8 protein-coding genes are annotated in these 13,530 nt (G+C 72.3%); 3 read left to right on the top strand and 5 right to left on the bottom strand.

The genetic code is table 11. The features are described 5' to 3' along the window. Nucleotides 1–31: 31 nt before the first annotated feature. On the bottom strand, nt 32–412 hold the full coding sequence (locus AB0D04_RS20225) for an ATP-binding protein (RefSeq protein WP_362705007.1): 381 nt from the start codon (nt 410–412) through the stop codon (nt 32–34). A gap of 297 nt (nt 413–709) precedes the next feature. Here AB0D04_RS20225 and AB0D04_RS20220 point away from each other — a divergent pair, with 297 nt between their 5' ends. Beyond that, entirely contained in the window at nt 710–3,811 is a 3,102-nt protein-coding gene (locus AB0D04_RS20220; protein WP_362704945.1) for a glycoside hydrolase family 38 C-terminal domain-containing protein, read from the top strand. 50 nt (nt 3,812–3,861) lie between these two features. Here AB0D04_RS20220 and AB0D04_RS20215 read toward each other — a convergent pair whose 3' ends face one another. Both AB0D04_RS20215 and AB0D04_RS20210 read right to left on the bottom strand, forming a co-directional pair. Next, complete coding sequence (locus AB0D04_RS20215) at nt 3,862–5,604, bottom strand: pyruvate dehydrogenase (RefSeq protein WP_362704943.1); 1,743 nt, start codon at nt 5,602–5,604, stop codon at nt 3,862–3,864. A gap of 62 nt (nt 5,605–5,666) precedes the next feature. Beyond that, nucleotides 5,667–6,773, bottom strand: coding sequence for a protein phosphatase 2C domain-containing protein (locus AB0D04_RS20210; RefSeq protein ID WP_362704941.1), 1,107 nt, complete (start codon nt 6,771–6,773; stop codon nt 5,667–5,669). Nucleotides 6,774–6,971: 198 nt separating this feature from the next. Here AB0D04_RS20210 and AB0D04_RS20205 point away from each other — a divergent pair, with 198 nt between their 5' ends. Further along, complete coding sequence (locus tag AB0D04_RS20205; RefSeq protein WP_362704938.1) at nt 6,972–7,454, top strand: DUF456 domain-containing protein; 483 nt, start codon at nt 6,972–6,974, stop codon at nt 7,452–7,454. A gap of 48 nt (nt 7,455–7,502) precedes the next feature. Here AB0D04_RS20205 and rsgA read toward each other — a convergent pair whose 3' ends face one another. Beyond that, on the bottom strand, nt 7,503–8,630 hold the full coding sequence (rsgA, locus tag AB0D04_RS20200) for a ribosome small subunit-dependent GTPase A (RefSeq protein ID WP_362704935.1): 1,128 nt from the start codon (nt 8,628–8,630) through the stop codon (nt 7,503–7,505). A gap of 357 nt (nt 8,631–8,987) precedes the next feature. Between rsgA and argG the strand changes: the two genes are divergently transcribed. After that, a complete protein-coding gene (gene argG / locus AB0D04_RS20195) occupies nt 8,988–10,433 on the top strand; it encodes an argininosuccinate synthase (RefSeq protein ID WP_362704933.1) in 1,446 nt (481 codons plus the stop codon). A gap of 106 nt (nt 10,434–10,539) precedes the next feature. Here argG and AB0D04_RS20190 read toward each other — a convergent pair whose 3' ends face one another. After that, nucleotides 10,540–13,149, bottom strand: coding sequence for a SpoIIE family protein phosphatase (locus AB0D04_RS20190; RefSeq protein ID WP_362704931.1), 2,610 nt, complete (start codon nt 13,147–13,149; stop codon nt 10,540–10,542). Nucleotides 13,150–13,530: the final 381 nt, after the last annotated feature.

Below are 13,530 nucleotides of genomic sequence, written 5' to 3'. Positions count from 1 at the left end.
ACCGCGTCGAACCGACACCCCCGAACCCGGCTCAGGCCGGTCCGCCGCCCAGCTCGAACCACACGCATTTGCCGACCCCGTGGGAGCGTATGCCCCACGCGTCCGCTAACGAGCGGACCAGCATCAGACCCCGGCCGGATGTCCCGTCGGCGGCTGGTGCCTTCGGCTCGGGGCGTCCGGAGACGAAGTCCCGTACCTCCACCCGCAGCCGGTCGCCGACCGTGGCGGTGACGAGGGCACCGCCCTCCGCGTGGACCAGGGCATTGGTGACCAACTCGCTGGTCAGCAGCGTCGCCACCGCCGTGACCTCGCCGCCGCCGGCACCCGCCCAGCGGCTCAGCAGCTGGGCCAGCTCACGGCGCACCTCCCCGACCGCCCGCAGATCCGCGTGGCGCACCTTCCGTCTGAGCACCCCCGGCGCCCGCGCGGCGATCCCCCCGCCCCGGCTCTCCTCGACCTCTTCGTACCGTCTGTCCCGCTCTTCGCGCCGCACAGGCTGACGCATTTCTCCCCCGCCCCCCACGAACGATCGGCGCTCTCCCTCGAACAGCCTCACGGTCATGCATGCCCATCGGGCCAGGCGCCATGCTTCGCCTGGCGCCTTACCGCGCCGTGCGCCGCCCCGTTCGCCAGTGGGTATGCCTCCGGTAACCGCCCGGACCGTTCCCGGACGCATCCCGTACGAGCGAGAGAAGTGTGAGGAGCCGCCGTGCACGACGACCGACTGCTGGTGGAGGGGCGTCTGGAGCGGGCGCTGGGGCAGTTCATCCGGCCAGCGCAGTACGCGGCACGGGTGCCGTTGGAGCTGGCCGTGTGGCATGCGCCGGGTGAACCAGGGCCGGTGGCGGAGGCGTTGCGGGCCGCCTACGAGCCGTTCGCGGTGGGTGAGGAGTGGGGACCGCCGTGGTCGACGAGCTGGTTCCGGCTGACGGGTGAGGTGCCCGCGGAGTGGGCCGGGCGGCGGGTGGAGGCCGTCATCGATCCCGGATTCAGCGGTGACGGGCCCGGATTCCAGGCGGAGGGGCTGGTCCACGACGCCGACGGCGTACCGCTCAAGGGCATCCACCCGCTCAACCGCCACATCCCGGTCGCCGCCCCGGCGCAGGGCGGCGAGCAGGTGCGGCTGCTGCTGGAGGCGGCCGCGAATCCGGCGGTGCTGCGCGACTTCCGCCCGACGGACCTCGGCGACGTCCGTACCGCGCCCGCGCGGCTCCTGTACCGCTTCGCCTCCGCCGATATCGCCGTCCTCGACGAGGCCGTCTGGCATCTCGTCCTGGACATCGAGGTGCTGACGGAGCTGATGCACGAGCTGCCCCAGGACCGCACCCTCCGCCACGAGATCCTCTACGCCCTGGAGGACATGCTGGATGCGCTGGATCTGCACGATGTCGCGGGAACGGCGGCCGCGGGCCGGGCCGAGCTCGCGGACGTCCTGAGCCGTCCGGCCGCCGTCGGCGCCCATCGCATCTCGGCCGTCGGGCACGCCCATATCGACTCCGCCTGGCTGTGGCCGCTGCGCGAGACCGTGCGCAAGGCCTCCCGCACCTTCGCCAATGTCACCCAACTGGCCACGGAATACCCGGAGTTGGTGTTCGCCTGCTCCCAGGCGCAGCAGTACGCGTGGGTGAAGGAACACCAGCCGCGCATCTGGGAGCGCATCAAGGAAGCCGTACGGCACGGGAACTGGGCGCCGGTCGGGTCGATGTGGGTGGAGTCCGACGCCAATATGCCCGGCGGCGAGGCGCTGGCCCGGCAGATCGTGCACGGCAAGCGCTTCTTCCTTCAGGAGCTGGGCGTGGAGACCGAGGAGATCTGGCTGCCCGACTCCTTCGGCTACACCGCGGCCTTTCCTCAGCTGGCGCGGCTGGCCGGCGCGAAGTGGTTCCTGTCCCAGAAGCTGTCGTGGAACCAGAGCGACAAGATGCCGCACCACACCTTCTGGTGGGAGGGCATCGACGGCACCCGCGTCTTCACCCACTTCCCGCCCGTCGACACCTACAACTCCCGGCTCCACGGCCTCGAACTCGCCCATGCGGAGCGGAACTTCGCCGAGAAGGGGCGGGCCACCCGCTCCCTGGTCCCGTTCGGCTGGGGCGACGGCGGTGGCGGCCCGACCCGCGAGATGCTGGAGCGGGCGCGCCGGCTGCGCGATCTGGAGGGCTCACCGCGCGTCGAGGTCGAGCCGCCGGCCCGGTTCTTCGAGGCGGCGCATGCGGAGTACGGGGCGGCGGCGCCGGTGTGGTCGGGCGAGCTGTATCTCCAGTACCACCGCGGTACGTACACCTCGCAGGCCAAGACCAAGCAGGGCAACCGGCGCAGCGAACACCTGCTGCGGGAGGCGGAGTTGTGGGCGGCCACGGCGGCGGTGCGGACCGGCCACCCGTATCCGTACGAGGCCCTGGACCGGCTCTGGAAGACCGTCCTGCTGCACCAGTTCCACGACATCCTGCCGGGCTCGTCCATCGCCTGGGTGCACCGGGAGGCGCGGGCCACGTACGCGGAGGTGGCGGCGGAGCTGACGGAGATCATCGAGGCGGCGATCGGGGCGCTGGGCGGTGCGGGGGACGGGACGGCCGGGGTGCCGACGGTGTTCAATGCCTCGCCGTACGACCGGGACGAGATCGTCGGGCTGACGGAGGACACCACGGTCGCCGTCCATGTGCCGGCACTGGGCTCGGCGACCGTCCGCCCGCCCGGTCCGCACTCCCCCACCCCGGCGCCCGCGCCCGTACGGTCGGGTACCGACACCGAGGGCACCGTCACCCTCGACAACGGCTTCCTCCGCGTCCGCATCGACGCCGACGGCCTGCTGACCTCCGTACGCGATCTGCACGCCGGCCGCGAGGTCCTGGCCCCCGGCGCCCGTGCCAACCTCCTCCAGCTGCACCCGGACCACCCCGCCAGATACGACGCCTGGGACCTCGACCGGTACTACCGCAACCGGCACACCGATCTGACCGACGCCGAGTCCGTCGAGCTGGTGACCGCCGGGCGGCTGACCGCCACCGTGCGGGTGAGAAGGGCCTTCGGCGCGTCCCGGATCACCCAGGACCTGATCCTGCGCGCGGGCTCCCGCCGCCTCGACATCACCACCGACATCGACTGGCACGAGTCGGAAAAGGTCCTCAAGGCCGCCTTCCCGCTGGATGTGCACGCGGAACGCTCCGCCTCCGAGGTCCAGTTCGGCCATGTGCACCGCCCCACCCACACCAACACCAGCTGGGACGCGGCCCGTTTCGAGATCTGCGCCCACCGCTGGCTACGGGTCGCCGAGCCGGGCTACGGCGTGGCGCTGCTCAACGACTCGACCTACGGCCATGACGTCACCCGGACGCCCCATCCGGACGGCCTGGGCACGACCGTACGGCTGACCCTGCTGCGCGCCCCGCACAGCCCCGACCCGGAGACCGACCAGGGCGCCCACCGCTTCACCTACGCCCTGCTGCCGGGCGCCGAGGTCGGCGACGCGGTCGCCGAGGGCCTGGCCCTCAACCTCCCGCTCCGGACCGTCGCCGCACCGCCCGTCCCGCCGCTGATCCGCGTCGACCACCCGGCCGTCACCGTCGAGTCGGTCAAGCTCGCCGAGGACCGCAGCGGCGATGTGGTGATCCGGCTGTACGAGTCCCGGGGCGGCCGGGCCACCGGCGCCGTCTCCCCCGCCTTCCCGGTCGAACGGGCCACCGTGACCGACCTGCTGGAGCGTCCACTGCGGGAGGAGGAGGCGGGCCCGACGTCCGATGTGGCGGTGGAGCTGCGGCCGTTCCAGATCCTGACGCTACGGTTGCGCCCCCAGCGCCGTCCCCGTAAATGACCCTGGCATCCAGTACCTGGCCCCCGCCGGTCACTGCACCCGCTACCCCCCTACACCCGAGGAATGTTCCGCAGATTCGAGCGCGCCATCTGCACCATCCGCCCGACCCCGCCCTCCAGCACCATCTTCCCGGCCGACAGCGCGAAGCCGGACACCATCTCCGCGCTGATCTTCGGCGGGATCGACAGGGCATGGGGGTCGGTGACGACATCCACCAGCGCCGGACCGCTGTGCCCGAACGCCTCGCGCAGGGCGCCGCGCAGCTGCTTGGGCTTCTCCACCCGTACGCCGTGCGCGCCGGCCGCGCGGGCGATGGCCGCAAAGTCCGGGTTGCGGTTGGTCGTGCCGTACGACGGCAGGCCGGAGACCATCATCTCCAACTCCACCATTCCCAAGGACGAGTTGTTGAACAGCACCACCTTCACCGGCAGGTCGTACTGCACCAGCGTGAGGAAGTCGCCCATGAGCATGGAGAATCCGCCGTCGCCGGACAGGGAGACGACCTGGCGGCGGCGGTCGAGGAACTGGGCGCCGATCGCCTGCGGCAGCGCGTTCGCCATCGAGCCGTGGCTGAACGAACCGATCACCCGGCGCCGGCCGTTGGGGCTGAGATAGCGGGCGGCCCAGACATTGCACATGCCCGTATCGACGGTGAAGACCGCGTCGTCGGCGGCCTCCTCGTCCAGGACGGCGGCGACGTACTCGGGGTGGATCGGGGTGCGCTTCTCCACCTTCCGGGTGTAGGCCTTGACGACCCCTTCCAGCGCATCGGCGTGCTTCTTCAGCATCCGGTCGAGGAAGGTGCGGCTGGGCTTCGGCCGGACCTTCGGCGTCAGACAGCGCAGCGTCTCGCGGACATCGCCCCAGACGGCGAGGTCGAGCTTGCAGCGGCGGCCCAGATGCTCGGGCCGGACATCGATCTGGACGATCGTGACGTCGTCGGGGAGGAACGCGTTGTACGGGAAGTCCGTGCCGAGCAGCACCAGCAGATCGCATTCATGGGTGGCCTCGTACGCCGCGCCGTACCCGAGCAGCCCGCTCATGCCGACGTCGTACGGGTTGTCGTACTGGATCCACTCCTTGCCGCGCAGCGCATGCCCGATCGGGGACTTCACCCGCTCCGCGAACTCCATCACCTCCGCGTGCGCGCCCGCCGTGCCGCTGCCGCAGAACAGCGTGACCTTGCCGGCCTCGTCGATCATCCGGGCCAGCGTGTCGATCTCGGCGTCGCCGGGGCGTACCGACGGCCGCGCGGTGACCAGCGCGTGTTCGATGGCGCGCTCGGGGGCGGGCTCGGCGGCGATATCGCCCGGGAGGGAGACGACCGCGACCCCGCTCTGCCCGATGGCGTGCTGAATGGCCGTCTGCATGACCCGGGGCATCTGCTTGCGGCTCGAAATCAGTTCGCTGTAATGGCTGCATTCGCTGAACAGCCGGTCGGGGTGGGTCTCCTGGAAGAAGCTGGTGCCGATCTCGCTGGAGGGGATGTGGGAGGCCAGGGCGAGGACCGGGGCCATGGAGCGGTGTGCGTCGAAGAGGCCGTTGATGAGGTGCAGATTGCCGGGACCGCAGGAGCCTGCGCAGGCGGCGAGTGTGCCGGTGAGCTGCGCCTCCGCACCAGCGGCGAAGGCGGCCGTCTCCTCGTGCCGGACCTGGATCCACTCGATGGCGGGGTTCCGGCGGATGGCGTCCACCACCGGGTTCAGGCTGTCGCCGACGACTCCGTAGAGCCGCTGGACCCCCGCCCGCACCAGGATGGCCACGAACTGCTCGGCGACGGTCTGCTTGGGCACGGTGGCGGCTCCTCCCGACGGTGCTGCGCCTCAGGTGGCTCTCGGCCCGACTACCCGCCCGGCTACGACTCCCACACCCCCACGGCCGTCCGGTCCTTCGCATGGCCCTGGACACCCCACTGCGCGGCGGACAAGAAGGCGACGAGGCCGGGCGGCGCGGTGCCCCACCGGTCGGCCAGCCGGGCGGCGTACGCGGCGTTGTCGCGCAGCGGCTCCGCCAGGCCCGTACTGCACAGCAGCAGGGTGTCCCCGGCGCGGGCGGTGGCCGGCCGGAAGAGGAACGGCCGGCCGGCCGCCGTGGCGGGCTCCAGGTCCTGCCAGCCGCCGTCGCGCAGCCGGAAGAGGCCACCGCCGCCGACGCCGAAGAAGACCCGGGTACGGCATTCGGGGTCGGCGGGCAGCAGCAGACAGCGCACTGCGGCCGGGTCCTCCTCCGGCGCGGTGCCCCGTTCCGTCGCCCGGCCGCGCAGCTTGCCCCAGCTGCGCTCGGTGAGCCGCTGCAGCCCGGACCGCAGGGCGTCGCGCCGGTCCGTACGGAGGTCCTCGGCCAATCGGGTGCAGCTGCGGCCGACGGCTCCGCCGATCCCGGTGCAGGCGGCACGGGCGGCGTGCGGGCAGCCCTCGGCGCCGGGCGGGCCGGTCGCGACGGCGACCAGGACGAGGGTGTCCCGGCCGGTGCCGAAGCGGGCGGTGAGCAGGGCGTCGCGGCGGGGTTCGCCGTGGTAGCGCGCGAGGTCGCCGCGCAGCGAGGCGGCACGGAGGGTGAACGACCCGTATGCGGCGCCGTCCAGCTCGGTGTCGGGCACCGGCGCATCGAGCGAGGCGGGGTCGGCGGCGGGGAGCGCCACGGGCTCCTGGCCGGGGGACAAGAGGTGCCGGCCGGGGACGGAGGGACGGGCGGGGCGCGGGGGCGAGGGGGTGTCCTGGGCCGGGGCGGCGGGGCCGTCGGCGGGCGGGGGCGGCGGCTGAGGTGGTGTCAGGGACTCCGGCGCCGGGTCCGGCCGCCTCGGCCGCGGGGGACCCACCGTCCGCAGCGCCGAGTCCACCCGGTCATCGAGCGTGTCCGCGGCGTCGGACGGGGACGGCCCGGTTCCGCCGCCGCTGCCCTCGCCGTACAGCCGCCGCCACCACTCGTCCTCCTGGCCGCGCCCTGCCCCCTGCTCGTCCATGGCCCGCATTGTCCCTGGACGCATGCCGGGGAAACAGGGCGCGCAGAGGCGTTCGGCGGCGGGCAGGTGCCGCCGTCGGAGCGCGCGTGGGAGCCGCGTCCGGCAGGCTTGGGCCATGAGAGAGCGCAGTATGGGGGTCCCCTCGGCCGACGTCCCCGGGCTGCCGCTGGGAGGTGCCCCCAGGGGGAGAGCCGTCACATGAGTGTGTGGCAGCTGGTCGCGGTCGGCCTGGTCATCCTGCTCGGTCTGCTCGGGGTCCTGGTGCCCGGCATCCCCGGCCCGCCGATCGTATGGGCCGGGGTGCTGTGGTGGGCGATGACCGAGCGGAGCGGCGTCGCCTGGACGGTCCTGATCTGCGCCACCGTCCTGCTGCTCCTCAACCAGGCCCTCAAATGGCTGCTTCCGGCCCGCAACCTCCGCGCCGCCGGCGCGCCGTACCGCACGCTGTTCCTCGCCGGGGTGGCCGGCATCGTGGGCTTCGTCCTGCTCCCGGTCATCGGCGGCCTGCTGGGCGCCGTCGGCGGTCTCTACGCCCTCGAACGCGTCCGCCTCGGCAGCCACGGCGACGCCTGGGCCTCCACCCGTACGGTCATGCGCGCCATCGGGCTGAGCGTACTGGCCGAGCTGTTCGCCTGCCTGCTGGTGGCCGGGGCGTGGGTGGGGGCGGTGATTGCGGGGTGAGGGGCGGGGGCGTACGGGACGCCGCCCCCGCTCCCTGCCGGGCCCCTGCTACTCCCTCGGCCCCCGCTTCCGTTCCATCATGTGCCGCCCCAGCGCCTGCTTCTGCCTCCAGTCCCGCCGGATCTCCGCCCGCACCCGGGCGTCCGTCTTCGCCACGATGCGCAGGTTCTCGCGCTGCAGCTTCCGGTAGCTCACCAGCCGGCGCTCGGGCAGCGCCCCGTTCTCGACGGCAGCCAGCACCGCGCAGCCGGGCTCCGTCTCATGTGCGCAGTCGTGGAACCGGCACTCGCCGGCCAGCGCCTCGACATCCGAGAACGTCCGCGCCAGCCCGGCCTCCGCGTCCCACATGCCGACGCCGCGCAACCCGGGTGTATCGATCAGCACCCCGCCGCCCGGCAGCGCCAGCAGATCCCGGGTCGTGGTGGTGTGCCGCCCCTTGCCGTCCCGGTCACGGATGGCCTGCACATCCTGTACGTACTCCCCCACCAGCGCATTGGCCAGCGTGGACTTGCCCGCACCGGACCGCCCCAGCAGCACCGACGTGCCCCCCGCCAGTACCGCGGCCAGCACCTCGACCCCGCCCCCCGTGGCCGAGCTGACCGCCAGCACCTGGACCCCCGGGGCCGCCGTCTCCGCATCCGCGACCAGATGCGCCAGCCCCTCCGGATCCGGGGCCAGATCGGCCTTGGTCAGCGCCACCAGCGGCTGCGCGCCACTCTCCCAGGCGAGCGACACGAACCGCTCGATGCGCCCCAGATCGAGCTCTTCCGCCAGCGACACAGCGATCACCGCATGATCGACATTTGCCGCGAGGATCTGCCCCTCGGACCGCTTGGACGAGGCGGACCGTACGAATGCCGTACGCCGTGGGAGCAACGCCCGTACGACACCGTCGACATGGTCACCGACCCGCCCGTTCTCCAGGTCGATCACGGCCCAGTCGCCGGTGCACGGCACCCGCATCGGGTCGCTCGTCGCCACCAGCGCGGTATCCGCCAGAACGGTCCGGACGCCGTCGCCGTCAGCCACCACGGCATCCAGCCGCCCGCGATCCACGCGGACGATACGGCCGGGCACAAACCCCTGCCCGGCATAGGGGGTGAAACGCTCCGCGAACCCGTCGTCCCAGCCATAGGCGGTCAACGCAGGCGCAGCAGAGTTATCGAGGTCGAACAACGGGATGACCCTTCAGGAAAGAGCGGTCCCGGCAGCGCGCGCAACGCGCGAGAGAAGGAGAAGTCGAGTCAGCCGGAGACCACAGAGGTGAGAGGGATGAACTTCTGAATGCGGGCAGCGCCCATCACCACGACAGCCATCACTGCTCACCTCCTGAATCCTCAACAGCCAACGACGGCGGCTTCCGCCCCGTCCGGAACATCGCCGACGGTAGACCAGGCCCACACGGCGGCACCAACCATTTTTCCGGGCCGACCTCGCCGGCGCCCCGGAACGGCACGTCCATGACGCAGCGCACCGCGGAGGACAGGAAGGACGCACATTGCATGATCATGCGTGAGGATGCATACTCTTCCTATGTCTAAGGTTCTCACCTCCTTGCCCACCGGCGAGCGCGTCGGCATCGCCTTCTCCGGCGGCCTCGACACCTCCGTCGCGGTCGCGTGGATGCGCGACAAGGGTGCCGTCCCGTGCACCTACACCGCCGACATCGGCCAGTACGACGAGCCCGACATCGCGTCGGTGCCCGGCCGTGCGTCGGCGTACGGCGCCGAGCTCGCGCGTCTGGTCGACTGCCGCGCGGCGCTGGTCGAGGAGGGCCTGGCCGCGCTCACCTGCGGCGCGTTCCACATCCGCTCGGGCGGGCGCTCCTACTTCAACACGACGCCGCTCGGCCGTGCCGTCACCGGCACCCTGCTGGTCCGGGCGATGCTCGAGGACGACGTGCAGATCTGGGGCGACGGCTCGACGTTCAAGGGCAATGACATCGAGCGGTTCTACCGCTACGGGCTGCTCGCCAACCCGCACCTGCGCATCTACAAGCCGTGGCTCGACGCGGACTTCGTGACCGAGCTCGGCGGCCGCAAGGAGATGTCGGAGTGGCTGCTCGCCCACGACCTCCCCTACCGCGACAGCACCGAGAAGGCCTACTCCACCGACGCCAACATCTGGGGCGCCACCCACGAGGCCAAGACCCTGGAGCACCTGGACACCGGCGTCGAGACCGTCGAGCCGATCATGGGTGTGAAGTTCTGGGACCCGTCGGTCGAGATCGCCACCGAGGACGTGACGATCGGCTTCGAGCAGGGCCGCCCCGTGACGGTCAACGGCAAGGAGTTCGCCTCCGCCGTCGATCTGGTGATGGAGGCCAACGCCATCGGCGGCCGCCACGGCATGGGCATGTCGGACCAGATCGAGAACCGGATCATCGAGGCCAAGAGCCGCGGCATCTACGAGGCGCCCGGCATGGCCCTGCTGCACGCGGCGTACGAGCGCCTGGTCAACGCGATCCACAACGAGGACACCCTCGCCCAGTACCACAACGAGGGCCGGCGCCTCGGTCGCCTCATGTACGAGGGCCGCTGGCTGGACCCGCAGGCGCTGATGGTGCGCGAGTCGCTGCAGCGCTGGGTCGGCGCGGCCGTCACCGGCGAGGTGACGCTGCGGCTGCGGCGCGGCGAGGACTACTCGATCCTCGACACCACGGGCCCGGCGTTCAGCTACCACCCGGACAAGCTGTCCATGGAGCGCACCGAGGACTCGGCGTTCGGCCCGGTGGACCGGATCGGCCAGCTCACCATGCGCAACCTCGACATCGCCGACTCCCGCGCCAAGCTGGAGCAGTACGCCGGACTCGGCCTGATCGGCACCGGCAGCCCCGCCATCGGTGCCGCCCAGGCGGCCGCGACCGGCCTGATCGGCACCATGCCGGAGGGCGGCGCCGACGCCATCGCCTCCCGCGGCGAGGTCTCCGGCGACGACGCGGCGCTGGACCGCGCCGCGATGGAGTCCGGCACCGACTGACCGGGGAACCGGTGCCTGTACCGGGCCCGCCCGACGGGCCGGCCCGGTACAGGTGCCAGGTCCGCCCGACGGGCCGGGTACCTCGCCGGTACCCGCGCCCCCGTCGTCAGAGGAGCGGCCCCCCAAGGCTCTGCTCCGCCCAGATGATCTTGCCTTCCGGGGTGTAGCGGGTGCCCCAGTGCTGGGCGAGTTGGGAGACGAGGAAGAGGCCGCGGCCCCCTTCGTCCTCGGCGGCGGCGTAGCGCAGGTGGGGGGAGGTGCTGCTGGTGTCGGAGACCTCGCAGATCAGGGTGCGGTCGTACAGGAGACGTACGCGGATGGGGCCGGTGGCGTGGCGGATGGCGTTGGTGATCAGTTCGCTGAGGATGAGTTCGCTGGTGAAGACCGTTTCGTCCAGGCCCCAGCCCGTCAGTTGGCGGGAGATGTCCGCCCGCGCGTCGGCCACGGCCGCCGGGTCGGAGGGGACCTCCCAGTCGGCGATGCGGTCGGGGTCCAGTCGGCGGGTGCGCGCGGCGAGCAGGGCGATGTCGTCGCGCTGACGGTCGGGGAGCAGAGCGGCGAGTACGGCCTCACAGGTCTCGTGCGGCGTGCGGCCGGGGTACGCCAGCGCCGTGGCGAGGGTCCGCATTCCGGTATCGATGTCCCGGTTGCGGTCCTCGACGAGGCCGTCGGTGTAGAGGACGAGGCTGCTGCCCTCGGGCAGGTGCAGGTCCATCGCCTCGAACGGCAGGCCGCCGAGGCCGAGCGGCGGGCCGGCGGGGAGTTCGGGGAACTCCACGGTGCCGTCGGGGCGGACGAGTGCCGGCGGGAGATGGCCGGCGCGGGACAGGGTGCACATGCCGCTGGCGGGGTCGTAGATCGCGTACAGGCAGGTGGCGCCCGCGACCACGGCGTCCTCGTTCGCCGCGGCCGCCTCCTGGTCGATGCGGTTGATCAACTCGTCGAGATAGCTGAGGAGTTCGTCGGGTGGCAGGTCGAGAGTGGAGAAGTTCTGCACCGCGGTGCGCAGGCGGCCCATCGTGGCGGCGGCGTGGAGTCCGTGGCCGACCACGTCGCCGATGACCAGGGCGACGCGGGCGCCGGGCAGCGGGATGACGTCGAACCAGTCGCCGCCCACCCCGGTCTGCGCGGGCAGGTAGCGGTGGGCGATGTCGAGGGCGTTCTGTTCGGGCAGGCCGCGGGGCAGCAGACTGTGCTGCAGGGTGACGGCCATGGCGTGCTCGCGGGTGAAGCGGCGCGCATTGTCGATGCACACGGCGGCCCGGGCGGCCATCTCCTCCGCCAGGGACAGGTCGCCCTCCTCGAACGGAGGCCGTTCCCGGGTGCGCCAGAAGTTGGTGACCCCCAGGAGGACGCCGCGCGCCTGGAGGGGGACGGTGACGAGTGACCGGCATCCGTGCTCCACGACCCGCCGGAAGCGTTCGGGGTCCTCGGCGCGCCAGTCGTCCATGGTCCGCAGATCGGTGACGAGTACGGGCCGTCCGGTGACGAAGCCCGTGGCCATCGGAGCGGTCGCGGGGTACGTGTGGAGCTCACCCGCCTGGTAGAGGGGGTGGTCCTCGCGCACGCCGGCGAGCGCCACCCGGCGCAGTTCCGGCGCCTCGCGGTACGACCCCGCGGGTGGCTCGCCGCCGCTCAGGACGGGCTCGGCGAGGTCGACCGTGACGTAGTCGGCGAACCAGGTGGCGGCGACCTGGGTCAGCTCCTCGGCGGTGCGCTGCACATCGAGGGTGGTGCCGATGGCCACGCTCGCCTCGTACAGCAACCGCAGCCGGCTCTGGGCGGATTCCGCCTTTCCCGCGAGGGCGAGCAGTTCGGTGGAGTCGCGCAGCGTGGCGACGCTGCCGGGCGGTCCTCCCCGGCGGTCCGTGAGCCGGTTGTTCACCGCCAGCAGCCGGTCCCCGACCGGGAGCACCTCGTCGGTGGCCACGCGCCCGGAGCCCAGCAGTTCGGCCGTCCGGGGGGCGAGTCCGAGGTCGGCGACGCGGCGTCCCTCCACGTCCGCGGCCAGGCCGAGGAGCCGGCGCGCCTCGTCGTTCGCCAGCACGACGCGCCGGTCCGCGTCGACGATGACCACGCCCTCGCGCACGGCATGCAGCACCGCGTCGTGGTGCTCGTACATCCGGGTCATCTCCGCCGGGCCGAGCCCGTGGGTCTGGCGCAGGAGCCGCCGGCTCGCCAGTGCCGAGCCGGCCGTGGCCAGCGCGAGCCCGGCGGCCCCCGCGCCGAGGACAACCGGCAGCTGGCGGTCGATCGCGCTGCTGACGCGGGTGACCTTCAAGCCGGACGACACCATGCCGACGACCTTGCCCTTGGCGTCCATGACCGGGACGACCGCCTGCACCTCACGGCCGAGCGGGCCGAGGACGCTCTCGATGGTGACGCGGCCGGCGAGCGAAGGCGCGATGGTGCCGACGAAATGCTTCCCGATCCGGCCGGGCTGGGGGTGCGTATAGCGGATGCCGGCCCGGTTCATGACGACGATGAAGTCGACGCCCCCCTGCTTGCGGGCGGCCTCGGTCAGCGGCTGGAGCACCGCGGACGGGTGGGGGCCGCGCATGACATCCACCAGGCCGGGGCTGTGGGCGAAGGCCTCGGCCGCGGCGAGCGAACGATCGCGCGCCCCCTGGAAGCGGTCGCTGCGGGACTGGATCAGCAGGGTGGTGACCGCGGCCACGATGAGCAGCAGCACGATCAGGACCTGCAGGGCGAACATCTGCCCGGCGACGCTGTGGATGCTCGCCACCGACGGCGGGCGCGGCGACGAGGGCTTCGGCGCGCCGTCACGCCGCTCACGCCGGTTGCTGCGGCCCGGGCGCCGACCGGTGAACCAGCGCCCCGAGGGAGGCCACGGAAAGTGGCCGGAGTTTCGGGCCATACCTCATATGTACCTTGCGCCCCATCGGTCCTATGCACACCACGCCGGGGTATCGCATGGCTGTACGACGGGCCCTGGGGCCGGACGGCCTCTACAGCCGCCATTCGCGGTTGCCGGCCACCCAGGCCCATGCCCCGGTCAGGAAACGGCCGAGCGCCGGTGAGCCGGTGAGCCGAGGTGCCGGTGAGGGCGGCCGCCTCCGACGGGGAGTACTCCTCC

It is taken from the genome of Streptomyces sp. NPDC048483 (assembly GCF_040651455.1).
Classification (GTDB): Bacteria; Actinomycetota; Actinomycetes; order Streptomycetales; family Streptomycetaceae; genus Streptomyces.
This window is presented reverse-complemented; position numbering and strand designations above follow the sequence as displayed.